General features: G+C 66.0%; 23 protein-coding genes and 1 riboswitch. Of the genes, 16 read left to right on the forward strand and 7 right to left on the reverse strand.

Annotated elements, in window-relative coordinates:
- Positions 1-919: condensation domain-containing protein (locus ACLP4W_RS07425; protein ID WP_442385496.1), on the reverse strand; the 919-nt coding region annotated here is incomplete at its 3' end.
- Positions 920-1,067: 148 nt separating this feature from the next.
- Positions 1,068-1,562: a hypothetical protein gene (locus ACLP4W_RS07430; RefSeq protein WP_442385497.1), complete on the reverse strand. Its 495-nt coding sequence runs from the start codon at positions 1,560-1,562 to the stop codon at positions 1,068-1,070.
- A 760-nt stretch (positions 1,563-2,322) separates the two neighbouring features.
- Between ACLP4W_RS07430 and ACLP4W_RS07435 the strand changes: the two genes are divergently transcribed.
- The 6 genes from ACLP4W_RS07435 to ACLP4W_RS07460 all read left to right on the forward strand — a co-directional run bounded on the left by ACLP4W_RS07435 (position 2,323) and on the right by ACLP4W_RS07460 (position 10,077).
- A complete protein-coding gene (locus ACLP4W_RS07435) occupies positions 2,323-2,886 on the forward strand; it encodes a carboxymuconolactone decarboxylase family protein (protein WP_442385498.1) in 564 nt (187 codons plus the stop codon).
- Between the two features lie 69 nt (positions 2,887-2,955).
- On the forward strand, positions 2,956-4,080 hold the full coding sequence (locus ACLP4W_RS07440) for a nitronate monooxygenase (RefSeq protein WP_442385499.1): 1,125 nt from the start codon (positions 2,956-2,958) through the stop codon (positions 4,078-4,080).
- Entirely contained in the window at positions 4,077-4,736 is a 660-nt protein-coding gene (locus tag ACLP4W_RS07445) for a TetR/AcrR family transcriptional regulator (RefSeq protein WP_442385500.1), read from the forward strand. Before ACLP4W_RS07440 ends, ACLP4W_RS07445 begins: the two co-directional genes overlap by 4 nt.
- A 154-nt stretch (positions 4,737-4,890) precedes the next feature.
- Positions 4,891-5,060: riboswitch (M-box (ykoK) riboswitch) on the forward strand.
- Between the two features lie 288 nt (positions 5,061-5,348).
- Positions 5,349-5,591 (forward strand): Rv1535 family protein, encoded by a 243-nt coding sequence (locus ACLP4W_RS07450; protein ID WP_442385501.1) that lies wholly within the window; start codon positions 5,349-5,351, stop codon positions 5,589-5,591.
- Positions 5,592-5,952: 361 nt separating this feature from the next.
- Positions 5,953-9,072: an isoleucine--tRNA ligase gene (gene ileS / locus ACLP4W_RS07455; protein ID WP_442385525.1), complete on the forward strand. Its 3,120-nt coding sequence runs from the start codon at positions 5,953-5,955 to the stop codon at positions 9,070-9,072.
- 93 nt (positions 9,073-9,165) lie between these two features.
- On the forward strand, positions 9,166-10,077 hold the full coding sequence (locus ACLP4W_RS07460; protein ID WP_442385502.1) for a DUF559 domain-containing protein: 912 nt from the start codon (positions 9,166-9,168) through the stop codon (positions 10,075-10,077).
- Positions 10,078-10,127: 50 nt separating this feature from the next.
- On the opposite strand, the gene ACLP4W_RS07465 is transcribed toward ACLP4W_RS07460, so the two are convergent.
- Both ACLP4W_RS07465 and ACLP4W_RS07470 read right to left on the reverse strand, forming a co-directional pair.
- Positions 10,128-10,649: a hypothetical protein gene (locus tag ACLP4W_RS07465; protein WP_442385503.1), complete on the reverse strand. Its 522-nt coding sequence runs from the start codon at positions 10,647-10,649 to the stop codon at positions 10,128-10,130.
- Positions 10,649-11,218 (reverse strand): class I SAM-dependent methyltransferase, encoded by a 570-nt coding sequence (locus ACLP4W_RS07470; RefSeq protein ID WP_442385504.1) that lies wholly within the window; start codon positions 11,216-11,218, stop codon positions 10,649-10,651. The genes ACLP4W_RS07465 and ACLP4W_RS07470 overlap by 1 nt, the downstream gene beginning before the upstream one ends.
- Positions 11,219-11,252: 34 nt before the next feature.
- On the opposite strand from ACLP4W_RS07470, the gene ACLP4W_RS07475 reads away from it, so the two are divergent.
- The gene (locus ACLP4W_RS07475) at positions 11,253-12,656 is read left to right on the forward strand and encodes a DNA polymerase IV (protein WP_442385505.1); all 1,404 of its coding nucleotides are present in this window, start codon (positions 11,253-11,255) and stop codon (positions 12,654-12,656) included.
- Here ACLP4W_RS07475 and ACLP4W_RS07480 read toward each other — a convergent pair.
- Positions 12,621-13,559, reverse strand: coding sequence for an asparaginase (locus tag ACLP4W_RS07480; protein ID WP_442385506.1), 939 nt, complete (start codon positions 13,557-13,559; stop codon positions 12,621-12,623). The genes ACLP4W_RS07475 and ACLP4W_RS07480 overlap by 36 nt on opposite strands.
- Before the next feature lie 70 nt (positions 13,560-13,629).
- Here ACLP4W_RS07480 and lspA point away from each other — a divergent pair, with 70 nt between their 5' ends.
- A complete protein-coding gene (gene lspA, locus ACLP4W_RS07485) occupies positions 13,630-14,328 on the forward strand; it encodes a signal peptidase II (protein ID WP_442385507.1) in 699 nt (232 codons plus the stop codon).
- Positions 14,328-15,254 (forward strand): RluA family pseudouridine synthase, encoded by a 927-nt coding sequence (locus tag ACLP4W_RS07490; protein ID WP_442385508.1) that lies wholly within the window; start codon positions 14,328-14,330, stop codon positions 15,252-15,254. The genes lspA and ACLP4W_RS07490 overlap by 1 nt, the downstream gene beginning before the upstream one ends.
- Positions 15,255-15,261: 7 nt before the next feature.
- Here the strand turns inward: ACLP4W_RS07490 and ACLP4W_RS07495 are convergent, their stop codons facing one another.
- Entirely contained in the window at positions 15,262-16,020 is a 759-nt protein-coding gene (locus ACLP4W_RS07495; RefSeq protein ID WP_442385509.1) for a class I SAM-dependent methyltransferase, read from the reverse strand.
- Positions 16,021-16,126: 106 nt separating this feature from the next.
- Here ACLP4W_RS07495 and ACLP4W_RS07500 point away from each other — a divergent pair, with 106 nt between their 5' ends.
- Both ACLP4W_RS07500 and ACLP4W_RS07505 read left to right on the forward strand, forming a co-directional pair.
- On the forward strand, positions 16,127-16,507 hold the full coding sequence (locus ACLP4W_RS07500; protein WP_442385526.1) for a YciI family protein: 381 nt from the start codon (positions 16,127-16,129) through the stop codon (positions 16,505-16,507).
- A 13-nt stretch (positions 16,508-16,520) separates the two neighbouring features.
- Complete coding sequence (locus ACLP4W_RS07505) at positions 16,521-17,726, forward strand: RNA polymerase sigma factor (RefSeq protein ID WP_442385510.1); 1,206 nt, start codon at positions 16,521-16,523, stop codon at positions 17,724-17,726.
- A gap of 7 nt (positions 17,727-17,733) precedes the next feature.
- Here the strand turns inward: ACLP4W_RS07505 and ACLP4W_RS07510 are convergent, their stop codons facing one another.
- Positions 17,734-18,138 (reverse strand): group I truncated hemoglobin, encoded by a 405-nt coding sequence (locus ACLP4W_RS07510; protein ID WP_442385511.1) that lies wholly within the window; start codon positions 18,136-18,138, stop codon positions 17,734-17,736.
- A 273-nt stretch (positions 18,139-18,411) separates the two neighbouring features.
- Between ACLP4W_RS07510 and ACLP4W_RS07515 the strand changes: the two genes are divergently transcribed.
- From ACLP4W_RS07515 to ACLP4W_RS07535, 5 genes are all read left to right on the forward strand, one after another.
- Positions 18,412-19,428 (forward strand): SDR family NAD(P)-dependent oxidoreductase, encoded by a 1,017-nt coding sequence (locus ACLP4W_RS07515; protein WP_442385512.1) that lies wholly within the window; start codon positions 18,412-18,414, stop codon positions 19,426-19,428.
- A 4-nt stretch (positions 19,429-19,432) separates the two neighbouring features.
- Positions 19,433-20,236 (forward strand): SDR family NAD(P)-dependent oxidoreductase, encoded by an 804-nt coding sequence (locus tag ACLP4W_RS07520; RefSeq protein WP_442385513.1) that lies wholly within the window; start codon positions 19,433-19,435, stop codon positions 20,234-20,236.
- Between the two features lie 95 nt (positions 20,237-20,331).
- Positions 20,332-20,748 carry a type II toxin-antitoxin system Rv0910 family toxin gene (locus ACLP4W_RS07525; RefSeq protein ID WP_442385527.1) on the forward strand — a complete coding sequence of 139 codons (417 nt, stop codon included), beginning with the start codon at positions 20,332-20,334 and terminating at the stop codon, positions 20,746-20,748.
- A gap of 64 nt (positions 20,749-20,812) precedes the next feature.
- Positions 20,813-24,343, forward strand: a complete 3,531-nt coding sequence (gene dnaE / locus ACLP4W_RS07530; RefSeq protein WP_442385514.1) for a DNA polymerase III subunit alpha — start codon at positions 20,813-20,815, stop codon at positions 24,341-24,343.
- Positions 24,344-24,378: 35 nt separating this feature from the next.
- On the forward strand, positions 24,379-24,855 hold the full coding sequence (locus ACLP4W_RS07535) for a VOC family protein (protein WP_442385515.1): 477 nt from the start codon (positions 24,379-24,381) through the stop codon (positions 24,853-24,855).
- The last annotated feature ends 46 nt before the right edge of the window (positions 24,856-24,901 follow it).

Raw genomic sequence — 24,901 nt, forward strand, 5'->3', positions numbered from 1 at the left:
CTACCTTGACACTGACTGGGATGAAGCTGGTGTACCAACCGGTTGTCACGAAATCGGTCGGGCTGTTACGCGTATCGACGGCGACAATGCCGTGGTATTGGTCCGCGCCCGTCAATTCGCATTCGGCGAGCGCGGCACAAGCAATTACACCGCCGCTGAAGCGGGCACCCGCCGCTGAGCACGCGGCTTCGAATTGGGCCGTTTGCTGTTCGTCCAGAAGACGCAGATCCATGAGTTCGGCTACGCCAGATCCATCGCCGAGTGACACCGGGACTTCCGGCAGGGCCCCGTCATTGGTTTCTAAGAATTCGACCCACGCCCGGATCTCAGGAGATTCCAACGTCAGTGACGACAGGTACTCGTGCTGCCGTACGCAAAAGTCGTGGTAGCTCCCCGCTTCGGGCAGCCTCAGCGGTGCGCCGCCGCCGGCGAGGCTGAGGTACATCATGTGAATTTCTGAATACACCGTGCCCACAAACATCGCGTCGATGTGGAGATGATCGACGCAGATGCAGAACGTGAAGTGATTGGCACGCTGAATGATCATGAAACGGAAGCAATCCCATTGCAGCGGGTCGGGCGTAGCCCGAATTACGTCGCGGCATTCCTCGGGTGCCAGCTGGCCATGCCGGGTCGGGACAACCTCGATATCGCCGGCCTCGGGGATGGTCCGCCGAATGATTTGTTCTCCGTCCTCGAACTGGAACCAACTCCGGTATGTGTCGTGGCGACGAAGGTGAGCGTTGAGAACATATGTCATTGCTCTCGCATCGCACCGACCCGGAAAGTCCCAGCTGACAATGCATTGCCGTGACATTGATTGTCCCTGGTCGGCGTATTTGCGAAAGCCGCGGAGATGTTCGGCCTGCATATAGCTGGCCGGCACTTCGTTCGTCGGTGCTTGTTGTGCCTTCTCCAAACTTGTACTTGACGGCTGCCATGAGATGACGGACCCAGGGTCCGGCATCCACTCGTGGATAGACCGAAAATCAAGCGTACCTATCGCAAACACTTCCCCTCCTTGCTTCCCCAGGCGGTTCCGAGATATTCCGAGTCACGACCCGCAATCACTTCCCGTCGGGCTGCCATCGGCCGGCGCCAGCTTTTCGTATAACTTTTTCGTATACCTGATCCGTTAAGCCCCGGACCGCGACGTCGGTGGAGCTGAAGCGATTCTGTGTTTTGGTGTCAGTGCGGCTCTGCAGTTCGAGATTACCGAGCGAACCGAATCCACACTTGGAAAGCGAAAAATTCGGGTCAACGTTTCGACGATGGATAGGGTCGGGATCGGAGATCGGGCGCCCAAGACGTGCAGGCCACTCGTCGGCCGGCACTTCCATGCGCTCTATCGCCCCCCAAGCAGGTTTCCGCAGTACGAGCCATTGCGCATCGATCGCCGGTGCCTTCGCTTCGGTGTCGCCGACGAGCCCGGGGTGGAAGTCGGCGGCGTCGACCAGCGAGGCGCTTACCGAGCCCGCCGGCGGATGAGCGGCCCGACGGCCGGCTGGAATCTCGGTGAGCACATCACCGCCAAACGGCACTGGCCCGCGTGCCTCGTCCACGGTCGCTCACCTCCTCGAAAGAGCGCATTCCGATCCGGGCGAAGCGCTCGCGACATCGCGCAAAAGCCCACCCGCGGATCGGACCCAACCTCTACTGCGTAGCGTGCTCAGCAGCGTAGCTGGTTTGCTCCACCCATGTGCAAAAATCGTGCAGCCGTACAGAAAAAGTAACGAAGCACACAAAATCTTCATGATTGACTCACCAGTCAATAGCTCCCGGGACGAACCGGTCGATGGCTAGTCACAGATAAAGTCCCTGGTAGTAGCCCTGCACGCTGGCGGCACGGCACGTCCACTTCCCCCTCATTAACGTCGAAGCGGATTTCTGGGCTCGGGCTGCCCCGAGTCAGGGCTCGCCCATGTCATAACGAAGCCCCGCCGACGGGAACCAGGCGGAGATTGCTAGCCGCCTGCGCCAGCCGAGGAAAATCAGCTATACGACAAACCGCACGGTACCCCGGTACCTGTCGCCGCGGGCTGTTTTCGCGTAAATGTCATCTATCCCACAACGGCTCGATTTGGCGCCGTCACGAGGGCGCCCGCACGACCCCGCGGCCTGGGGTGACTCGGACTGTGCCACAGGGGTGAGTCGGCTCGCAAAAGCCCTCGCCGGAGCTCGGGGTTCACCAGTTCAGCCAGGTCCGGTAGCTCGGGTGGTCGCGATTGACCCTTCAGGCAGCAATTCGTAGTGTCCTGATATGTCGGATGGCGCGAGGGCGCGGGCATTGGTGGTCGACTGGCGCTCCGGAGTGCTCACACCGTGACGACTTCAAGGGTGCCCAAACTGCCGCTCGACGAGGCCAGGGCCGCCGCCGACGAAGCTGCGGTGCCCGACTACATGGCCGAACTCAGCATCTTTCAGGTGTTGCTGAATCATCCGCAACTGGCGCGCGGCATCAATGACCTGCTGGCCACCATGCTGTGGCACGGTGCCCTCGACCCACGGTTGCGCGAGCTGGTGATCATGCGGATCGGCTGGCTAACGGCGTGCGACTACGAGTGGACGCAACACTGGCGCGTCGCGTCAAGGCTGGGCGTGACGGGCGACGATCTGCTCGGTGTGCGCGATTGGCAGCGATACGACGGGTTCGGGCCCGCCGAGCGGGCGGTGCTGGCGGCCACCGACGACGTGGTGCGCGACGGCGCGGTAAGCGCCCAGAGCTGGGCGGCATGCGAGCGCGAATTGCAAGGCGACACAACAGTTCTCATCGAACTCGTCACCGCCATCGGCGCATGGCGGATGGTTGCGTCGATTCTGCACAGCCTGCAGGTTCCGTTGGAAGAGGGCGTGTCGAGCTGGCCGCCGGACGGCCGCTCGCCGTAGCGCTCACGCCAAATCGCGGGGTTACCGTAATAGATTGACCTATCAATCAGTAACTCTTAGCGTCGTTCAATGCGAACCAGAGCCGCCGAAATGCTTGGCGTTGAGTTCCCGATATGCGCCTTCAGCCACTGCCGCGACGTCGTGGCCGCGGTGACCAACGCCGGCGGATTCGGGGTCCTCGGCGCCGTCGCGCACAGTCCTCAGCGGCTGCAAAACGAGCTGACCTGGATCGACGAGCAGACCGGCGGCAAGCCCTACGGGGTCGATTTGTTATTGCCGCCCAAGTACGTCGGCGCCGAGCAAGGAGGGATCGACGCCAAGCAGGCCCGGGCGCTGCTGCCCGAAGAACACCGCGCTTTCGTCGACGACTTGCTGGCCCGCTATGGCATTGCGGCGCCCGCCGATGAGCCGCGTGCGCCGGTTGGCGGCCTCAACATCTCACCCAAGGGCTATGAGCCGCTCCTCGAAGTGGCCTTCGCCCACGACATTCGGCTGATCGCCAGTGCGCTGGGGCCGCCCCCGGCGGACCTCGTCGAGCGTGCCCACGAGCACGACGTGCTGGTGGCCGCGCTGGCCGGCACCACCCAACACGCGCTGCGGCACGCGGCGGCGGGCGTCGACCTGATCGTCGCGCAGGGCACCGAGGCCGGCGGCCACACCGGTGAGGTGGCGACCATGGTGTTGGTCCCCGAGGTTGTAGACGCTGTGTCGCCGACGCCCGTTCTCGCGGCCGGCGGCATCGCCCGCGGTCGCCAAGTCGCCGCGGCCCTGGCTTTGGGCGCTGAGGGGGTGTGGTGCGGCTCGGTGTGGCTGACCACCGAAGAAGCCGAGACCGCGCCCGTGGTCAAGGAAAAGTTTTTGGCCGCCAGCTCTTCGGACACGGTGCGGTCGCGCTCGCTGACCGGTAAGCCGGCGCGGATGCTGCGCACGGCCTGGACCGACGAGTGGGAGCGTGCGGATACCCCGGATCCCCTTGGAATGCCGCTGCAGACCGCGCTGGTCACTGACTCCCAGGTGCGGATCAATCAGGCGGCCGTTCACCCTGGGGCCAAGGCCCGGGAGCTGGCGACCTACTTCGTCGGTCAGGTGGTCGGCTCGCTGGACCGGGTTCGGCCGACGCGCTCGGTGGTGCTCGACATGGTCGAGGAGTTCATCGACACCGTCGGGCAGCTCGAGAGCCTGGTCGATAGGTGACCAGCCCGGCGCGCCGGCGCCGCGCGGTCAGTGACGAGGACAAGTCGCAGCGCCGCGACGAGATCATGGCGGCCGCCAAAGAAGTGTTCGCGTGCAAGGGTTTTCACGCCACGACGATCGCGGATATCGCCAAGCAGGCGGGCCTGGCCTACGGCTCTGTCTATTGGTACTTCGACTCGCAGGACGAGCTGTTCCACGCGTTGATGGCCGTCGAGGAGACTGCGCTGCGTAACCATGTCGCGGCGGCGCTGCCTCACATGTCAAAGCAGGGCGTGCTGGCGGAAAACGTCGGGCAGGAGGCGCCGCTTCGGGCCGTCTTACAAAGCTCTGTGCGGGCGACCTTGGAGTTCTTTGAAGCCGACAAGGCCACCGTCAAGCTGCTGCTGCGCGATCCTTACGCACTCGGCGAGCGACTCGAAAAGCACCTCGGCGGGGTCTATGACCGGTTCGTCGACGACCTCGAAACCTTCATCGTCGCTGCCCAAAAGCGTGGCGAGGTGGTGGCCGCCCCGCCTCGAATTGTCTCGTACACATTGGCGGCGCTGGTCGGGCAGTTGGCGCATCGGCGGCTGAGCACCGACGACGACGTCACGGCCGCTCAGGTGGCCGATTTCGTCGTCGGACTGGTGCTCGACGGGCTGCGCCCACGCGTGTAACGGCAGGTATCGACGGCGTTTGAGCCTATTTGCGCAGGTCACCCGTCCTGAAGCTGGCTAAGAGCTGTGTGGACACGTAATAAGTGCATAAAGATTCGGCGACACCGGGCAGATCACATTGACCGTGCCATAGCCGTCGTGCATTATCGTTCGGGTAGCACCTCGCTAGGTGAGGCCTCTACACGAATACAGGCCACTGACCCCGAACGTCCAAAGACGCCCCGGGTCAGGACAGCTCCTCCCGGCTTAAGGGTTGAGCCCAGGTGGCTTCCGGACTACCGGACACGTCGTGTAGTGCCAAAGCTCTGACGAGAGGGGTGCGGAACGCCGACCGTCGTCGGCTTCTGTACTCCTTCAGTGCGTGTAGATCGTGCGGGCAACCGCGCGCGCCGTGGCCGGTTGAGGAGGTGAGGGACGTATGAGTTCCAGCGACAGTCCGGGTCGAAGTCCGGGCTTGTTTCGTCCCGATCCGGTCCCCGGCGCGACGTTCTCTGCTGAGTCGTCGTAACGCTAATTGGCTTACCGGCCAAGCGTTCTGGGATCGGAACCACTACGGGACGGGACACGTCAGTCCAGTTAGTACTCGTTTGGGATTCCGTCTAGGAGGCGAACATGACCGCATTTCTCTACGACGAAGTGGTAACCGTAGCGCCCGCCCGCAAGCTGACTGTCGTGCGCGACGCAGCCACCGTCGTGGCCCCCGCGCCCAAGAAGGCGACGCGCCGGGTTGACACCCAGCCTTTCTTCGCCGGCGGCGACCCGCTGGTGGACGGCGCTGCACGCCTGCTGTGCATTCCGCTGCGTCACATGTACGCGGCGCTGTGGCGGGTTGGTCTGCTCGAAGTTCAGGCCTAGTCCGATGGACAGCGACCAACCATGCTCATGGCTCCGAGGGGCTACCCGGCCGCAGGTTTTCCCTGAGGCCAGGTAACCCCTTGGAGTGCAGTATTTGATTTGCGGTGTTCCGTAGAATCGACTCAATGGCATCGATCCGGCGATCACCGGGGAGCCTTCGGAAGAACAGCCGGCCTGGCTCAGTAGAACCGAACGGGTAGGCCCGTCACAGCCGTAATCGAGCGGCCACGCGAAAGCGCGGCAAGCGGGGTGGTACCGCGGCGCTCGCGCACGAGGCGCGTCGTCGTCCCCGGCCTGACCAACGCGGGCACAGGAGACGACGCGCATCGTGACCGATAACGCTGACCTCGAGGTTCAGTTCGTGGGCTCCGTCAAGGCCTATCCGAGGCTGGCCGGCGGGGCACCAGATTTCCCGGTGCTCGAGCTCGAGGTTCTCGACTACTGGGCCCGCGACGATACCTTCCGGGCCAGCATCGCCGGCCGCGACGGCGCGCCGGAGTACGTGTTCTACGACGGGCCGCCGTTCGCCAACGGGCTGCCGCACTATGGGCATCTGCTCACCGGCTACGTGAAAGACATCGTCCCGCGCTACCGCACCATGCGCGGCTACAAGGTGGAGCGCCGCTTCGGGTGGGACACCCACGGGCTGCCGGCCGAACTCGAAGTCGAGCGCCAGCTGGGCATCACCGACAAATCCCAGATCGACGCCATGGGCATCGCCGCCTTCAACGAAGCATGCCGGGAATCGGTATTGCGTTACACCGACGAATGGCAGGCGTATGTGACCCGCCAGGCACGCTGGGTCGACTTCGACAACGACTACAAGACGCTGGATCCCAGCTACATGGAGTCGGTGATCTGGGCATTCAAACAGCTGTGGGACAAGGGCCTGGCATACGAGGGCTACCGCGTGCTGCCCTACTGCTGGCGCGACGAAACCCCGCTGTCCAATCACGAATTGCGGATGGACGACGACGTTTACCAAAGCCGCCAAGACCCGGCGATCACTGTGGGATTCAAGGTGACCGGGGGTGGCGAGCTGGACGGTGCCTACCTCCTGGTGTGGACGACGACGCCGTGGACCCTCCCGTCCAACCAAGCGGTGGCGGTCAATCCGGACGTGGAATACGTGCAGGTGCGGGTGGGGGGCCGACGTCTCGTGTTAGCGAAGGCGAGGTTGGGCGCCTACGTCCGTGAGCTCGGCGTCGCACAAGAACTACTCGGGACGTATACCGGCGCCGACCTGCTGGGCACCCGGTACCTGCCGCCGTTTCCGTATTTCATGGACAGCCCCAAGGCATTTCAGGTGCTGGCGGGCGCATTCGTGACGACCGAGGACGGCACCGGGATCGTGCACATGGCGCCCGCCTACGGCGAGGACGACATGGCCACCACCGACAAGGTCGGCATCGTGCCGGTCACCCCGGTCGATGCCAAAGGCCGCTTCGACGCCACCGTCCCGGATTACCAGGGGCAGCGCGTCTTCGACGCCAACCCGCACATCATCCGCGACCTGAAGAACGGCAGCGGTCCGGCGGCGGCCAACGGCGCGGTGTTGATCCGCCACGAAACCTACGAGCATCCCTATCCGCACTGCTGGCGGTGCCGCAATCCGCTGATCTATCGGGCGGTTTCGTCGTGGTTCGTCGCGGTCACCGAGTTCCGGGACCGCATGGTGGAACTGAACCAACAGATTACGTGGTATCCCGAACACGTCAAGGACGGCCAGTTCGGGAAGTGGCTGCAGGGCGCCCGCGACTGGTCGATCTCGCGAAACCGCTACTGGGGCACGCCGATTCCGGTGTGGAAGTCCGACGATCCGGCGTATCCGCGCATCGATGTATACGGCAGCCTGGACGAGCTGGAGCGCGACTTCGGGGTGCGACCGGACAATCTCCACCGGCCTTACATCGACGAGCTCACCCGGCCCAATCCCGATGACCCAAGCGGTCATAGCACGATGCGGCGCATCCCCGACGTGCTGGACGTGTGGTTCGACTCGGGTTCCATGCCGTATGCCCAGGTGCATTATCCGTTCGAAAATGAGGACTGGTTCGAGAGCCACTACCCGGGCGACTTCATCGTCGAATACATCGGCCAGACCCGCGGCTGGTTCTACACGCTGCATGTGCTGGCCACCGCGCTCTTTGATCGTCCGGCATTTAAAACCTGTGTGGCGCATGGGATTGTGTTGGGTTCCGACGGTCAGAAGATGAGCAAGTCGCTGCGCAATTACCCCGACGTCAGCGAGGTGTTCGACCGCGACGGATCCGATGCCATGCGGTGGTTTTTGATGGCGTCGCCGATCCTGCGCGGCGGCAATCTCATCGTCACCGAGCAGGGGATCCGGGAAGGGGTGCGACAGGTCCAGCTGCCGCTCTGGAACGCCTACAGCTTCTTGGCTCTTTACGCACCGAAAGTCGGCACCTGGCGCACCGATTCGGCCCACGTGCTGGACCGCTACATCCTGGCCAAGCTGGCCGCGCTGCGCGACGACCTTACCGCGGAGATGGAGTCCTGCGACATCTCCCGGGCCTGCGAGCACTTGCGCCAGTTCACCGAGGCGCTGACGAACTGGTATGTGCGGCGGTCACGTTCGCGGTTCTGGGAGGAAGACGCCGACGCGATCGACACTTTGCACGCCGTGCTCGAGGTGACGGCGAGACTGGCCGCTCCGCTGCTGCCCTCGGTCACCGAGATCATTTGGCGCGGCCTCACCGGCGGTCGCTCGGTGCATCTGACCGACTGGCCCGACGCGGGGGTCCTGCCCGCGGATCCCGATCTGGTCGCCGCGATGGACCAGGTCCGCGAAGTGTGCTCGGCCGCCTCGTCGCTGCGCAAGGCCAAGAAACTGCGGGTACGCTTGCCGCTCCCGAAACTGACTGTGGCAGTGGAGGACCCGAAGCGACTGGAGCCGTTCACCGACCTGATCGCCGACGAGCTCAACGTCAAGCGCGTCGAATTGACCGACGCGATCGACACCTACGGTCGCTTTGAGCTCACCGTCAACGCACGAGTTGCCGGGCCACGGCTGGGCAAGGATGTGCAGTCTGCCATCAAGGCGGTCAAGGCCGGCGAAGGCGTCGTCAACCCGGATGGCACCCTGACCGCGGGTCCCGCGGTATTGCAACCCGAGGAGTACAGCTCACGACTGGTGGCGGCGGACCCGGAATACACCGCGGCGCTGCCCGATGGGACCGGTCTCGTCGTATTGGACGGCACCGTGACCCCGGAGCTGGAGGCCGAGGGTTGGGCCAAAGACCGGATCCGCGAACTGCAGGAATTGCGCAAGTCGACCGGGCTGGACGTCTCCGATCGCATCAGCGTGGTGATGTCGGTGCCCGCCGAGCGGGCCGACTGGGCGCGCACCCATCGAGACCTCATCGCCGGGGAAATCCTGGCTACCAGCTTCGAGTTCGGCGAGCCCGCCGGTGGCGCGGAGATCGGCGACGGCGTGCGGGTGCGTATCGCCAAGGTCTAGCCGCGACGGTGCAATTGGCGACACGTTTCCCGAGTAAAGGCGTCGTTAGTTGCACTTTCGCGCTGTGTCGGAGGGCAATGGCAGTCTTCGGCCATGGGGAAGGGGACACCATTTGTCGGCACGCAGGCGGTCGACGCCGGCACGTTCACGGAACGTGAGCTGCGACGGTCGTGCACGCGGATCTATCGCAATGTCTACCAACGACGCGACAGCGGGCTGACTGCGAAAGATAGGGCGGTGGCCGCCTGGCTGTGGTCGGGAAAGAAGGCGGTCGTCGCCGGAAACTCCGCAGCTGCATTGCTCGGCGCGGAATGGGTCGATCCTCAGGCGCCGGCTGAACTGATTAGCGGCCGCAAACGTCCTCCGCGGTTGATCGTCACCCGGAACGAATCCCTGTTGGCGGGGGAGGTCACCATGGTCAGTGGCGTAGCGGTCACGACAGCTGCTCGCACCGCGTTCGACCTGGGACGACGTCCCGGACTGGTGCCCGCCGTCATCGCTCTCGATTCGTTGGCGAGGGCTACCGGGCTTACGGTCGACGAGGTTGAACCGCTGACCGAGGCGCACCGCGGCGCTCGCGGTATGAAGCAGTTGCGGGAAGTCCTCGCCCTGGTCGATGCGGGCGCAGAATCGCCACAGGAAACCAGGACCAGGCTTGCGATCATCTCGGCGGGATTACCCAGGCCGCAGACCCAGATCGTGGTGCGTAATGATTGGGGCGCTGTGCTGGCCCGTATAGACATGGGGTGGGAGAAGTGGCGCCTCGGCGTCGAATACGACGGCGCACAACACTGGACCGACCCGCGCATCCGTGCCAACGACATCGACCGCGGCGCTGAATTGGAGCGAAGGGGCTGGCGCATCATTCGGGTGAGTGCCGACTTGTTGCGTAATCGACCGGACATCTTCATAACTCGGATCCGCGAAGCACTGCGGGCCGCAGGCTATCCTTTTGACCGCGAAAGTGCAGCCAGCGACCGATTTCTCGAGAGCCGCGGTCGCTAATTGCACTCTCGCGGCTGTCGGAAAACCCGCGGGCTCGCGGGCGCCGATGTTCAACCGCGGGACCACAGCGCGCGGTGGGCATGTGGCCAGAAGGGCATGCCGGCCACGACGGTCGCGCCAGTGGCAATGAGGCCGACTGCGGCATCGACGCTCTCACGGCCGTCCTGTGCCCAGTAGACGTCTTTGAGGTCTAACAGCAGGGCCAGCTCGTCGACGATCATCGCGTTCGCGGCACCGAAAGCGACAGCCGAGACGGGGTGCCGGCGTTGCCTTTCTGTTCCGCGCAGACCCACGCCAGCCACCGTCGTGAGCATCCCGATACCGATGTTGTAATGGTGAAAGTGCCTGCCGCCCAGCTTGACACCGCCGCCTGACGGCCCGTGGCCGGCACGGATCCAGTGCGTGAGCGCGCGCAGCCCAACGAATGTGAGCGTGAATGACGCCCAGGCCAGAACCGTGGCCTGTTCACCGGGTTGCAACCGTTCGCCCCATTGGTGGCGTAGCCGGCCGAATCGTGTCGAGGGCTGCGAATGCCCGGGCGGTGTCGGCGCGTCACCCATCTCGGTTTCCATCAGCCCTCCTTGACGGCCCGCCAGCGCTGTCTACTGGTTTGGACTTCAACGTCGACGTCATGAAATCCCGCTGCCCGCAAGCGATCCGGCAGGGCTTCCGGCGGGACCGGGTTACAGGTGTCGCGGAAATGCAGAATTCGGAACCGCAGCGACGGCACACCGTCGCTGCCGGCGAAGACACCGCCGGGACGAAGCACCCGAAACGCCTCGGCGAACAGCCGGTCTTGCAGTTCCGGTGTCGGGACGTGGTGCAGCATGGTGAAGGACACCACCGAACTGAACTCGTTGGCCGGCAATCCGGTGTCTGTGCCGTCGCCGTTGATGATGCGGGCCCGCTTGCCGTACAACCGTTGCAGTCGCTGCGCCATCGGGGCATCGATTTCCACCGAGGTGAGCCTCGGCGTCTTGTCGACCAGCACCCGCAGAATTGCGCCGTAGCCCGGTCCGATCTCCAGGGTGTGGTCTCCCAAGTCCACGTCGGCGAGCACCCATGGCAACAGTTGGTCTTCAACCTCTTTTGCCCAGCGGTTCGAGTTGCAGCACATCCGGTGGCAGAGGTTCATCGCCATACTCACCGACGTTAGACCAATAGCATCTGCAGTTGTGGAGTCCCGCTGGGTGCTGCACCTGGACATGGACGCGTTCTTCGCCTCCGTCGAACAGCTAACCCGACCGACCCTGCGTGGGCGGCCGGTGCTGGTTGGCGGTTTGGGTGGTCGCGGCGTGGTGGCCGGCGCCAGCTATGAGGCGCGGGTGTTCGGGGCGCGGTCGGCCATGCCGATGCATCAGGCGCGCCGGCTGATCGGCGTGACCGCGGTGGTGTTGCCGCCGCGCGGCGCGGTGTACGGGGTGGCCAGCCGGCGGGTCTTCGACGCCGTGCGCAGCCTGGTACCCGTCGTCGAGCAGCTGTCCTTCGACGAAGCCTTCGGTGAACCGCCCCAACTCGCCGGGGCCTCGGCCGAGGACGTGGAGGCGTTCTGCGAGGACCTGCGGCGACGGGTTCGCGAAGAGACCGGCCTTATCGCCTCGGTTGGCGCGGGCTCGGGCAAACAGATCGCCAAGATCGCGTCCGGCTTGGCCAAACCCAACGGCATTCGGGTGGTCCGGCGCACCGAAGAACAGGCGATGCTCGGCGGATTGCCGGTGCGGCGGCTGTGGGGCATCGGTCCCGTCGCCGAGGAGAAGCTGAATCGACTGGGCATAGAGACGATCGGGCAACTGGCGGCGCTGACCGACGTCGAGGCGGCCAACATCCTGGGCGCGACGATCGGCCCGGCGCTGCACCGCCTGGCCCGCGGTATCGACGACCGCCCCGTCACCGAGCGTGCCGAAGCCAAGCAGATTAGCTCCGAGTCCACCTTCGCTGTCGATCTGACCAGCCTGGAGCAGTTGCGTGAGGCGATCGACCCGATCGCCGAGCATGCGCACCAACGCCTGCTGCGCGACGGCCGAGGCGCCCGCACCGTCACGGTGAAGCTGAAGAAGTCCGACATGAGCACACTCACCCGCTCAGCCACGCTGCCCTACGCGACGACCGACGCCGGCGCGCTTATCGCGGTGGCCCGGCGGCTGCTGCTGGATCCGCGCGAGATCGGTCCCATTCGCCTGCTGGGCGTTGGGTTCTCGGGGTTGAGCGACGTGCGCCAGGAGTCGCTGTTCCCGGACTTGGACTTGTCGGATGCGGAATCGGACACCCAGCATTCCGTTGAATCCGCGACGGACGCCATGTTTGGTTCGGCTCCGGAGGCCTCGCCGTGGCGGGTGGGCGACGATGTCGCGCACCGCGGATTCGGGCACGGCTGGGTGCAGGGCGCCGGCCACGGTGTGGTGACCGTGCGGTTCGAGACGCGAAGTTCGGGCCCGGGCCAGGCGCGGACGTTTCCCACCGATACCGGCGACCTCACCGGCGCCAACCCGGTCGACTCCCTGGACTGGCCCGACTACGTCGGCGCGCTGCGGGCCGACGCGCTGCTAGCCCCAGCGGTCGATGACGTCGGCGACGCGTAGCCCCGCGGCCAGCGCGGCCATCACCAGCACCCGGGCCTGCGACGGCCGCAGCCGTGGCACCATCACCGCGCCGGCGGTCGCCATGTCGTGGCCGGGACCGTAGCCCGCGCTGACCCGCCCGCCGGGCACTCGGGTCGACACCGCGATAACCACCCCGTCGCGGCAGTGGCGGCGCACTCCGTCGACGACCGCTGTTCCGGCATTGCCCGAACCGAGCGCCTCCAGCACGACGGCTCGCGCGCCGGCGGCCACGCAGGCGTCGAGCGCCACGGAGTCACTCCCGAGGTATGCCGCGACGATGTCGACCCGCGGCGCGCCGGCGGCGCTGAGATCGGCGAGGTACGGCCGCGTCTTGGGGCCCCTCAGCGTCACGCCGCCGTCCACCGTGCCGACCAGCTCGCCGGCGAAGCCGCTCAGGTCGTCGGTGGCCACTTTGTGCATGCCCAGCGGTTGCAACACCCGGCCGGCGAAGCACACCAATACCCCCAAGCCGCGGGCGGCGGGGCTGGCCGCGACCGCCAGCGCGTCGCGCAGATTGGCCGGACCATTGGCGTCGGGGGCGTCGGCGCTGCGCATAGCGCCGGTGAGCACGACGGGGACGTTCCCCGCATGGGTCAGGTCCAGCCACAGGGCGGTTTCTTCCATGGTGTCGGTGCCGTGGGTGACGACCACGCCGTCGGCGCCGTCATCCGCCGCGGCGCGCACGGCAGCACGGATTCGGTCCCAATCGGCCGGAGTCAGCTCCGAGCTGTCGAGCGCCAGCAGGTCCACGACATCGACGTCGAGGCCGTTCCTAAGGGGCGCCGCGAGATCCGCTCCGCTGTACTCGGGTCGGCGCACCCCATCGGCACCGGTGCTGGTCGATATCGTCCCTCCGGTGGCGATAACGGTGAGGCGGCCCATAGTGGCATCATTGCGCACGCCGCTCGCGGGCTCCGGCGAGGCAGCATCCGCACTAGGGGATGATGGGAGAGTGTCAGAGGAACCAATAGTGCCGGCCGAGCCGGTGACCTCAGCCGGCAAGGCTGGGGACGCCGACGAGGCTGCCGAACCCGCAGCTCCCCCAACGCGGACGCCGCAAAACCCGCCAAGGCGGCTGCGCCTGCTGCTATCGGTCGCGGCGGTGGTCCTGACACTGGACATCGTGACCAAGGTGCTTGCCGTCAAACTGCTGCCCCCGGGTCAGCCGGTATCGATCATCGGTGACACGGTGACCTGGACCTTGGTGCGCAACTCGGGTGCGGCCTTCTCGATGGCGACCGGCTACACCTGGCTTCTGACGCTGATCGCAACGGCCGTGGTAGTCGGGATCTTCTGGATGGGGCGGCGGTTGGTGTCCCCCTGGTGGGCGGTGGGGCTCGGCATGATCCTCGGCGGCGCCATGGGCAACCTGGTCGACCGCTTCTTCCGGGCGCCGGGACCGCTGCGCGGGCATGTCGTTGACTTTTTGTCGATCGGCTGGTGGCCGGTGTTCAATGTCGCCGACCCCTCGGTGGTCGGCGGCGCCATCCTCCTGGTGGTGCTGTCGATTTTCGGCTACGACTTCGACACGGTAGGTCGGCGTAACGCCGACGGGGACACGGTAGGTCGGCGTAACGCCGACGGCGACACGGTAGGTCGGCGTAACGCCGACGGCGACACGGTAGGTCGGCGTAACGCCGACCAGCGCTGATGGCTGACCGGTCGATGCCCGTCCCGGAGGGACTGGCGGGCATGCGCGTTGACGCCGGGCTGGCGCGTCTGCTCGGGCTGTCCCGCAGTGCCGCGGCGGTGCTGGCCGAAGACGGCGGTGTGGAACTGGACGGTGTGCAGGCCGGAAAGTCCGATCGCCTGACGCCCGGTGCCTGGCTGCAGGTCCAGCTGCCCGAGGCGCCGGCGCCGCTGGAGAACACGCCCGTCGACATCGAAGGCATGACGATCCTTTACTCCGACGACGACATCGTCACCGTCGACAAGCCGGCGGCGGTGGCGGCGCACGCGTCGGTGGGCTGGACCGGGCCGACGGTGCTCGGCGGCTTGGCAGCTGCCGGTTACCGGATCACGACCTCCGGCGTGCCCGAGCGGCAGGGCATCGTGCATCGCCTCGATGTCGGCACCTCCGGCGTGATGGTGGTGGCGCTTTCCGAGCGCGCCTACACCGTGCTCAAGCGTGCGTTCAAACAGCGCACCGTCGACAAGCGTTACCACGCGCTGGTGCAGGGACATCCGGACCCGTCCAGCGGGACGATCGACGCGCCGATCGGACGACACCGCGGCCACGACTGGAAGTTCGCGGTCACCAAAAACGGCCGGCACAGCCTCACGCACTACGACACCCTGGAAGCCTTCGTCGCCGCCAGCCTGCTCGACGTGCATCTGGAGACCGGCCGCACGCACCAAATCCGGGTGCACTTCGCCGCGCTGCATCACCCGTGTTGTGGCGATCTCACTTACGGCGCTGACCCGAAGCTCGCGCAAAGGCTGGGGTTGGAACGCCAGTGGCTGCATGCGCGTTCGCTGGCATTCGCCCACCCGGCCGATGGCAGGCGGATCGAGATCGTCAGCCCGTACCCACCCGATCTGCAGCGCGCGCTGGACCTGTTGCGCCAGGACGGGTGACCGGAGGTTAGTCCGGCTTGCGGGCTTCGACGAGGACCCGCGTGGAGTACGCGACGAAGGGCCCCTCGGCCTCGATGCGCTCATGAAGTTCGCGCAGCTTTTCGCGATAGCGCTGCACCGTGAAGTCCGGCACCGTCCAAACCACCTTGCGCAGGAAGTAGATAACGGCGCCGATGTCGAAGAACTCGCACCGCGTCCGCTCCATGCGCATGTCGACGATCCGCAGCCCGGCGGCTTGTGCCTGCGCGCCCTGGGTATCCGGGTGACATTCGGCCCACTTCTCTGGTTGCGGTCCGATGAAGTACTCGACCAACTCCGACACCGTTGCGGGTCCGATCTGCTGCGCGAAGTAGGTGCCGCCGGATCGCAGGACCCGGGCAATCTCATCCCACCGCACGGCGATGGGATGACGGCTGGTCACCAGATCGAAGGCCGCATCGGCGAACGGCAGCCATGCCTGGTCGCGAGTCACGACGAGCACCACGCCGCGCGGATGCAGGAGTTTGGTGGCCAGCGCCGCGTTGGGCGGCCACGATTCCGTCGCCACCATCGTGGGCGGGAATTCCGCGGCCCCCGCCAGCACCTCACCGCCACCGGTATCGACGTCGCATGCGGCCGACGCGCTCGCCAACCGCCGGCTCATCTGGCGCTGGTAGCCCCAGGATGGTCTTTCCTCGGTCGCGCGGCCGTCGAGCCAGGAGAAGTCCCAGCCGTCAACGGATGCCGAATCGGCTTCGGCGACCAGATCTTCGAATGTGCGGGCCATGGCCTGCATTGTGCGCCCAAATGTCGATCGGACGTCGCCTCAATCGTCATAGCGGATGAAAGCATCGTCCAAGAGACAACCAAGAGACAATGGAAAGGGCACCACCATGCAGTACTGCCTGCTCATGCACTACCAGGAGGGCGGCGAACTCGGGCTGACCGAGGAAGACATGGCGCCCGCGCGCGCCGCGTTCGCCAAGTATGCCGACGATCTGGATGCGGCCGGTGTGTTGATCGGTACCCAGGTGCTGCAATCCGCCGTAGCGTCGACCACCTTCACCGCCCGTGACGACACCCCCAGGATTCAGGACGGGCCTTTCGCCGACACGAAGGAACGCCTCGGTGGGGTGTTCGTCATCGACGTGCCCGATCTGGACGCCGCGCTGTCCTGGGCGAAGCGATGCCCGGCGGCCGACTGGGGTTCGATCGAAATCCGGCCCGTCGCAGTCACTTACGCGCGCGGCAAGGGTTGGTACAGCCCTGAGTGAGGCGCAGGCCCGGGTGGCCGAGCTGGTGCGCGGGTCCTACGGGCAGCTGCTGGCGGTGCTGGCCGCGCCCAGCGCCGACATCCCCGCGGCCGAGGATGCGATCGGCGATGCGCTGGAGCGCGCGCTGACTCGTTGGCCGGTCGATGGGATACCGGCCAACCCGGAAGCCTGGGTTTTTACCGTGGCCCGCAACCGCCTACGCGATCGGTGGAAGTCGCACGCCTACCGAATCACCGCCCCGCTGCCCGAAACATGGGAGTCCAGCGACGATTCGCCGGTGCGGCCGGCAATTCCGGATCGCCGCCTGGAGCTCATGCTCGTCTGCGCGCATCCGGCGATCGCCGCCAACTGCCGCACCGCGCTGATGCTGCAGACGGTGCTCGGCATCGACTCGGCGGCCATCGCGCGGGCGTTCTCGTTGCCGCCCGCGACCGTGGCGCAACGTCTGGTCCGCGCGAAACGCCGGATTCGCAACGCGCACATCCCGTTCGTGGTTCCGGCCCGCGCGGACCTCGACGAGCGGCTCCCGGCCGTGCTGGAGGCCGTGTATGGCGCGTGGGCGATCGACTGGCAACTGGAGCCGGCGGGGGCGCCGATCGAATCGTTGTCCGCCGAGGCGTTGCATCTGGCACTGGTAGTGGCCGAACTGCTGCCCGACGAGCCCGAGGTCCTCGGGTTGGCGGCCCTTATCTGCCTCTCCGAGTCGCGCCGGCCGGCGCGACGCACCGACGACGGTGAGTTCGTGCCGCTGGACGAGCAGGACACCGGGCGGTGGGATGCGGCGATGATCGCGCGCGGCGAGGCCCTGCTGCATCGCGCTCACGGCTTCGGCCGCCCCGGCCGTTACCAGTACGAGGCGGCGATCCAGTCGACGCACTGCGCCCGGGCGCGTAGCGGGCACGTCGACTGGGTGGCGTTGCGGAAACTGCATCGGGCGCTGCTGCGCGTCGCCCCGTCTTTGGGCGCTGCGGTTGCCCTGGCGGCCGTCGACGGGCAGGTCGACGGGCCGGAGGCGGGATTGCGCGCGCTCGAGGCGATTACCGACCCGGCCATCGCGCGCTTCCAGCCGGCTTGGACCGCGCGTGCGCATTTGCTGACCGAAGCGGGTCGGTCGACGGCCGCGGCGGAGGCCTACCGGAGGGCGATCGACCTCACCACCGACGCGGGCGTGGTGCAGTACCTGCGTCGGCGACTGGCGGTGGTGGCGGGGGAGCGTTGACCGCCGCTTAGACCTTGGTGGGCTCGGCCGATGTGATCTCGGGGGCCAGCGGTGCGATGGCACTCAGTATTTCGGTCACCGTCGTGGAGGAGACTCCCGCGGCGGCCAGCGCGTCGACCAGGTGCCCAGCCACCAGGCTGAAGTGGTGCATGGTGATGCCGCGGCCCTGATGCACCTGCTTCATCGGCGCGCCGGTGTAGGGTTCGGGCCCGCCGAGGGCGGCGGCGAAGAACTCCACCTGTTTGCCTTTGAGGCGGCTCATGTTCGTTCCGGTGAAAAAGCGAGACAGTTGATCATCGGCGAGCACGCGAACGTAGAAGTCCTCGACCACGACTTCGATGGCCTCGTGCCCGCCGATCCGGTCGTAGATCGTGGTCGGCGGGGGTTCGCGGAAGCGCGCCAGGATTTTCATAACGACGATTGGAACATTTCGGCGTTGCTCGTCAGTTAGTGCGCGATCACACACGGATTACTTGCGTAACAACCGGATTGCCCCGGTGTGGCCACATCTTTGACCGCCGTGTGAGGCACGTGAGCCCGTTTACATAGCGGCAATCTGCATCCTCGCGCCGACCGATGTCCTAGGTTGGGACTATGACCCATGTCACATCACCCACCCGCCCCGCGGAGCGATCGCGGTCGACGGCGGGGCCCGGGGGACGACCCTCACCAGGAGCGAAAACCGATGAACCTTGGTGACTTGACGAACTTGGTGGAAAAGCCGTTCGCGGCGGTTTCCAACATCATCAACACCCCTAACTCGGCTGGGCGATATCGACCGTTTTATCTGAAGAATCTGCTCGAGGCAGTGCAGGGCCGCACGCTCGGTAATGCCGTCGAAGGCAGGACCACCCTCATCACTGGAGGGTCGTCGGGCATCGGTGCCGCGGCAGCCAAGAAGATCGCAGAAGCGGGCGGCGAGGTGGCCTTGGTCGCCCGCACCCGGGAAAACCTCGAGAAGGTGGCGGACCAAATCCGCGGCGACGGGGGGACCGCCCACGTGTACCCGTGCGACCTTTCCGACATGGACGCCATCGCCGCGATGGCCGGCCAGGTGCTCGACGACCTCGGTGCCGTCGACATTCTGATCAACAACGCGGGCCGGTCAATTCGACGGTCGCTGGAGCTTTCCTACGACCGGATCCACGACTACCAGCGGACGATGCAACTGAACTACCTCGGCGCGGTCCAGCTCATCCTCAAGTTCATCCCCGGGATGCGGGAACGCGGCTTCGGGCAGATCGTCAACGTCTCCTCGGTCGGCGTGCAGACCCGCGCGCCGCGCTTCGGCGCCTACATCGCCAGCAAAGCCGCGCTGGACAGCCTGTGCGACGCATTGCAAGCCGAAACCGTGAACGACGACGTTCGATTCACCACCGTGCACATGGCGCTGGTGCGCACCCCGATGATCAGCCCCACCACGATGTATGACAAGTTCCCAGCGCTGACGCCGGATCAGGCGGCCGGCGTGATCGCGGATGCGATCGTGCACCGGCCGCGCCGGGCCAGCTCGCCGTTCGGGCAATTCGCCGCCGTCGCCGACGCCGTCAATCCGGCGGTCATGGACCGCGTACGCAACCGCGCCTTTGCCATGTTCGACGACTCCGACGCCGCCAAGGGCAGCGAATCAACAAGTGATACTTCGCAATTCGATAGGCGGAGCGAGACATTCGTGTGGGCAACCCGCGGGATACATTGGTGAAACGATGAGCCTTCCGAAACCCGACAATCAGACAACCGTCGTGATCACCGGCGCCTCATCCGGTATCGGCGCCGAACTGGCTCGCGGCCTGGGCCGCCGCGGGTTCCCGCTACTGCTGGTCGCGCGGCGCCGGGACCGCCTCGACGAACTGGCCAACGAGGTGGGTAAGGAGTACTCGATCGCGGTTGAGGTCATGCCGCTGGACCTCAGCGACGGCAAAGCCCGGGCAAAGTTGGCGGCCCGGCTTCATAACGAACCGATTGCCGGCCTGTGCAATAGCGCCGGCTTTGGCACCAGCGGGGTGTTCCACGAGTTGCCTGTCGAGCGCGAGAGCGAAGAGGTCACCCTCAACGCGCTGGCGTTGATGGAGCTGACTCACGCAGCCCTGCCCGGCATGGTCGATCGCGGTGCCGGTGCGGTAATGAACATCGCGTCGATCGCGGGCTTCCAGCCGACGCCCTACATGGCCGTGTATTCGGCCACCAAGGCCTTCGTGCAGACATTCTCCGAAGCGGTTCACGAGGAGCTGCACGGAACGGGGGTGTCGGTCACGTGTCTGTGCCCGGGCCCGGTGCCCACCGAGTGGGCCGAGATCGCCAGTGCCGAGCGGTGGAGTATCGGCGTTGCACAGGTCTCTCCGCAAGACGTCGCCGAGGCCGCGATCAGGGGGATGCTGCACGGCAAGCGCAGCGTGGTGCCCGGCGTGGTGCCCAAGTTCGTCAGCACCGGTGGCAGATACGTGCCGCGCAGCCTTCTGCTGCCAGGGCTGCGGATCGGCCAGCGATTTCGCGGCGGACCCAGCCGCTGAACGCAGCTAGGTCTGATTGCCCCGCTCCTCAGCGGGCCGCATTGAGCGGCCCGCATCGTCGCCGGGGCTAGGCTCAACCGGTGGCCGCCGTTGACATGACCGCCGACCTGCCGATGGCCCCGGAGGACATGTGGGACCACGTCGCGGATCTGTCGGACTTGGGCGAGTGGCTCGTGATGCACGAGGGGTGGCGCAGCGAGCTGCCCGACGAGATCACCGAAGGCACCCAAATCGTGGGCGTGGCACGCTCCAAAGGCCTGCGCAATCGGGTGACGTGGACGGTCACCAAGTGGGACCCACCGCATGAGGTCGCGATGTCGGGAGCCGGGAAAGGCGGCACCAGGTACGGCGTCACGCTGACCGTGCGGGCCACCCAGGACGGGTCCGCCCTCGGTTTGCGCCTTGAGCTGGGCGGGCGTGCGCTGTTTGGTCCGGTGGGTGCGGCGGCGGCTCGCGCCGTCAGGGGTGACGTGGAGAAGTCGCTGAGGCAGTTCGTCGAGCTATACGGATAGAAACCAGACACACTCCGCGACACGCCCGAAACCCGTCGGTCCGCAGTCTTAGACTGGCGTCCCTATGAACCAGTCCTTCGTGCACCTGCATAACCACACCGAGTACTCGATGCTGGACGGTGCCGCGAAGATCACGCCGATGCTCGCCGAGGCGGAACGGCTGCAGATGCCCGCGATCGGGATGACCGATCACGGAAACATGTTCGGGGCCAGCGAGTTCTACAACGCGGCGACAAAGGCCGGGATCAAGCCGATCATCGGCGTCGAAGCCTATATAGCGCCGGGCTCGCGATTCGATACCCGGCGCGTCACCTGGGGTGACCCCGGCCAGAAGGCCGACGACGTCTCCGGAAGCGGCTCCTACACGCACCTGACGATGCTGGCCGAGAACGCCGCCGGGCTGCGCAACCTGTTCAAGCTGTCCTCGCTGGCATCCTTCGAGGGTCAGCTGAGCAAGTGGTCGCGCATGGATGCCGAGCTCATCGCCGAGCACGCCGACGGCATCATCATCACCACCGGCTGCCCGTCCGGGGAGGTGCAGACCCGGCTGCGCCTGGGGCAGGACCGGGAGGCGCTTGAAGCAGCCGCCAAATGGCGGGAGATCGTCGGCGCGGACAACTACTTCCTCGAGCTGATGGACCACGGGCTGACCATCGAACAACGCGTCCGAGACGGGTTGCTCGAGATCGGCCGCAACCTCAACATTCCGCCGCTGGCCACCAACGACTGCCACTACGTCACCCGCGATGCGGCGCACAACCACGAGGCGCTGTTGTGCGTGCAGACCGGCAAGACGCTGTCGGATCCGAACCGCTTCAAGTTCGACGGCGACGGCTACTACCTGAAGTCGGCCGCCGAGATGCGCCAGGTCTGGGACGACGAGGTGCCCGGCGCCTGCGACTCGACGTTGTTGATCGCCGAGCGGGTGCAGCCCTACGCGGACGTGTGGGAACCACGCAACCGGATGCCGGTCTTCCCGGTGCCCGACGGACACGACCAGGCATCCTGGTTGCGTCACGAGGTGGACGCCGGGCTACGCCGACGCTTTCCCGCCGGGCCACCCGACGGTTACGCCGCCCGGGCGGACTACGAGATCGACGTCATCTGCGCCAAGGGTTTCCCGTCGTACTTCTTGATCGTCGCCGATCTGATCAACTACGCACGCTCGGTGGGCATCCGGGTCGGCCCGGGCCGCGGCTCGGCCGCGGGATCGCTCGTCGCCTATGCCCTGGGCATCACCGACATCGACCCGATTCCGCACGGTCTGCTGTTCGAGCGGTTCCTCAACCCCGAGCGCACCTCGATGCCAGACATCGATATCGACTTCGACGACCGTCGCCGCGGCGAGATGGTGCGGTACGCCGCCGACAAGTGGGGCCACGACAGGGTGGCCCAAGTCATCACCTTCGGTACCATCAAAACCAAAGCGGCGCTGAAGGATTCGGCGCGCATTCACTACGGCCAGCCCGGGTTCGCGATCGCCGACCGGATCACCAAGGCGCTGCCGCCGCCGATCATGGCCAAGGACATTCCGCTGTCCGGCATCACCGACCCGAACCACGAGCGGTACAAGGAGGCCGCCGAGGTCCGCGGCCTGATCGAAACCGACCCCGACGTCCGCACCATCTACCAGACCGCGCGGGGCCTGGAGGGTCTGATCCGCAACGCCGGCGTGCACGCCTGCGCGGTGATCATGAGCAGCGAGCCGCTGACCGAAGCCATCCCGCTGTGGAAGCGCCCGCAGGACGGGGCCATCATCACCGGCTGGGATTACCCGTCGTGCGAGGCCATCGGCCTTTTGAAGATGGACTTCCTGGGTCTGCGCAACCTGACGATCATCGGCGACGCCATCGAAAACATCAAGGCCAACAGGGGAATCGACCTCGACCTGGAGTCCGTGCCGCTGGACGACCCGGCCACCTTTGAGCTACTGGGCCGCGGCGACACCCTGGGCGTGTTCCAGCTGGACGGCGGCCCGATGCGCGACCTATTGCGGCGCATGCAGCCGACCGGTTTCGAGGACATCGTCGCGGTACTCGCGCTGTACCGCCCGGGACCTATGGGCATGAACGCCCACAACGATTACGCCGACCGCAAGAACAACCGGCAGGCGATCAAGCCCATTCACCGCGAGCTCGCCGAACCGCTGCGCGAGATCCTCGCCGAGACCTACGGCCTGATCGTCTACCAAGAGCAGATCATGCGCATCGCGCAGAAGGTGGCCGGGTACTCGCTGGCCCGAGCCGACATTCTGCGCAAGGCCATGGGCAAGAAGAAGCGCGAGGTGCTGGAGAAGGAGTTCGAGGGTTTCTCCGACGGCATGAAAGACAACGGCTTTTCCGCGGGCGCGATCAAGGCCCTGTGGGACACCATCCTGCCGTTCGCCGACTACGCGTTCAACAAGTCACACGCCGCCGGCTACGGCCTGGTCTCCTATTGGACCGCCTATCTGAAGGCCAACTATGCCGCCGAGTACATGGCGGGGCTGTTGACCTCGGTGGGCGACGACAAGGACAAGGCCGCGGTGTATCTGGCCGACTGCCGCAAGCTCGGCATCACGGTGTTGCCGCCGGACGTCAACGAGTCGGGCCTGAACTTCGCGTCGGTGGGCACCGACATCCGCTATGGGCTGGGTGCGGTGCGCAACGTCGGCGCCAACGTTGTGAGTTCGCTGATCCAAACCCGCGGCGGCAAGGGTAAGTTCACCGACTTCTCGGATTACCTGAACAAGATCGATATCTCGGCGTGCAACAAGAAGGTCACCGAGTCGCTGATCAAAGCGGGCGCTTTCGACTCGCTGGGTCACGCCCGCAAGGGTCTCTTCCTGGTCCACACCGATGCCGTCGACTCCGTGTTGGGCACCAAAAAGGCCGAGGCGATGGGCCAGTTCGACCTGTTCGGCGGTAGCGACTCCGGCACCGACGCGGTGTTCACCATCAGGGTGCCCGACGACGAGTGGGAGGACAAACACAAGCTGGCCCTGGAACGCGAGATGCTGGGCCTGTATGTGTCCGGTCATCCGCTGAACCGGGTGGCGCACCTGCTGACCGCACAGGTCGACACCGCGATCCCGGCGATCCTCGACGGTGACATCGCCAACGAAACCCAGGTTCGGGTGGGCGGCCTCCTGGCTTCAGTCAACCGGCGGGTCAACAAGAACGGAATGCCTTGGGCCTCGGCTCAATTGGAAGACCTTGCCGGCGGCATCGAGGTGATGTTCTTCCCACACGCGTACTCCACGTTCGGCGCCGATATCGTCGATGACGCGGTTGTCCTGATCAATGCCAAGGTGGCGATCCGGGACGACAGGGTCGCCTTGATCGCCAACGAGCTTGTGGTGCCCGACTTTTCCAATGCGCAGGCGGACCGGCCGCTGGCGGTCAGCATGCCGACCCGGCAGTGCACCTTCGACAAGGTCAGCGCCCTCAAGCAGGTGCTGGCGCGCCATCCCGGTACGTCGCAGGTGCATCTGCGGCTGATCAGCGGGGACCGCATCACCACCCTGGAGCTGGACCAGTCGCTGCGGGTGACGCCCTCCCCGGCGCTGATGGGCGACCTCAAGGAGTTGCTCGGTCCGGGGTGCCTGGGCATCTAGCGCAAAGCGGACGCCGACTCGGCAAAGGAGCACCAATGAGCCAACCGCACCCCATTGCGGTGCAGGACTTTTCGCACGTCTGCATCGGCGTCTCCGATATCAAGGCGTCCGTGGTGTTCTACACCGAGGTGCTGGGCATGGATGTCGTCTTCGACGTCGAACTGGCAGGAGCCGGATTGCACTCGGTGACCGGCGGGGCCGCTCAGCAGGGCCGCATGGTCGGCGGGCTGATCGGTGCCGCCATGGTCGAACTGCTGTCGCTCGGCGCCGTGCCCGATGTCCCGAGCGGCCCGCACCTGGGCTACACCAACGTGTCGTTCCGGGTCGACGATCTCGGCGCCACCTACGACGGCCTTCGGCGCCACCACCCCGACGTCCGGGCCGACCCGCCCGTCGACATCGGCGGAGTGCGGATGTTCTTCATCTATGACCCCGACGGCACCCCCGTCGAACTGTTGGAGCTGCCCGCCGGCGTGCAGAGCACGCTTCAGCTCTGGCGCCCGGGCGCCTGAACCGACGACATTTCGGCGCTCGACGGCGAGCGCGGGCAAATCACCC

Source organism: Mycobacterium sp. (assembly GCF_052145595.1).
Lineage (GTDB): Bacteria > Actinomycetota > Actinomycetes > Mycobacteriales > Mycobacteriaceae > Mycobacterium.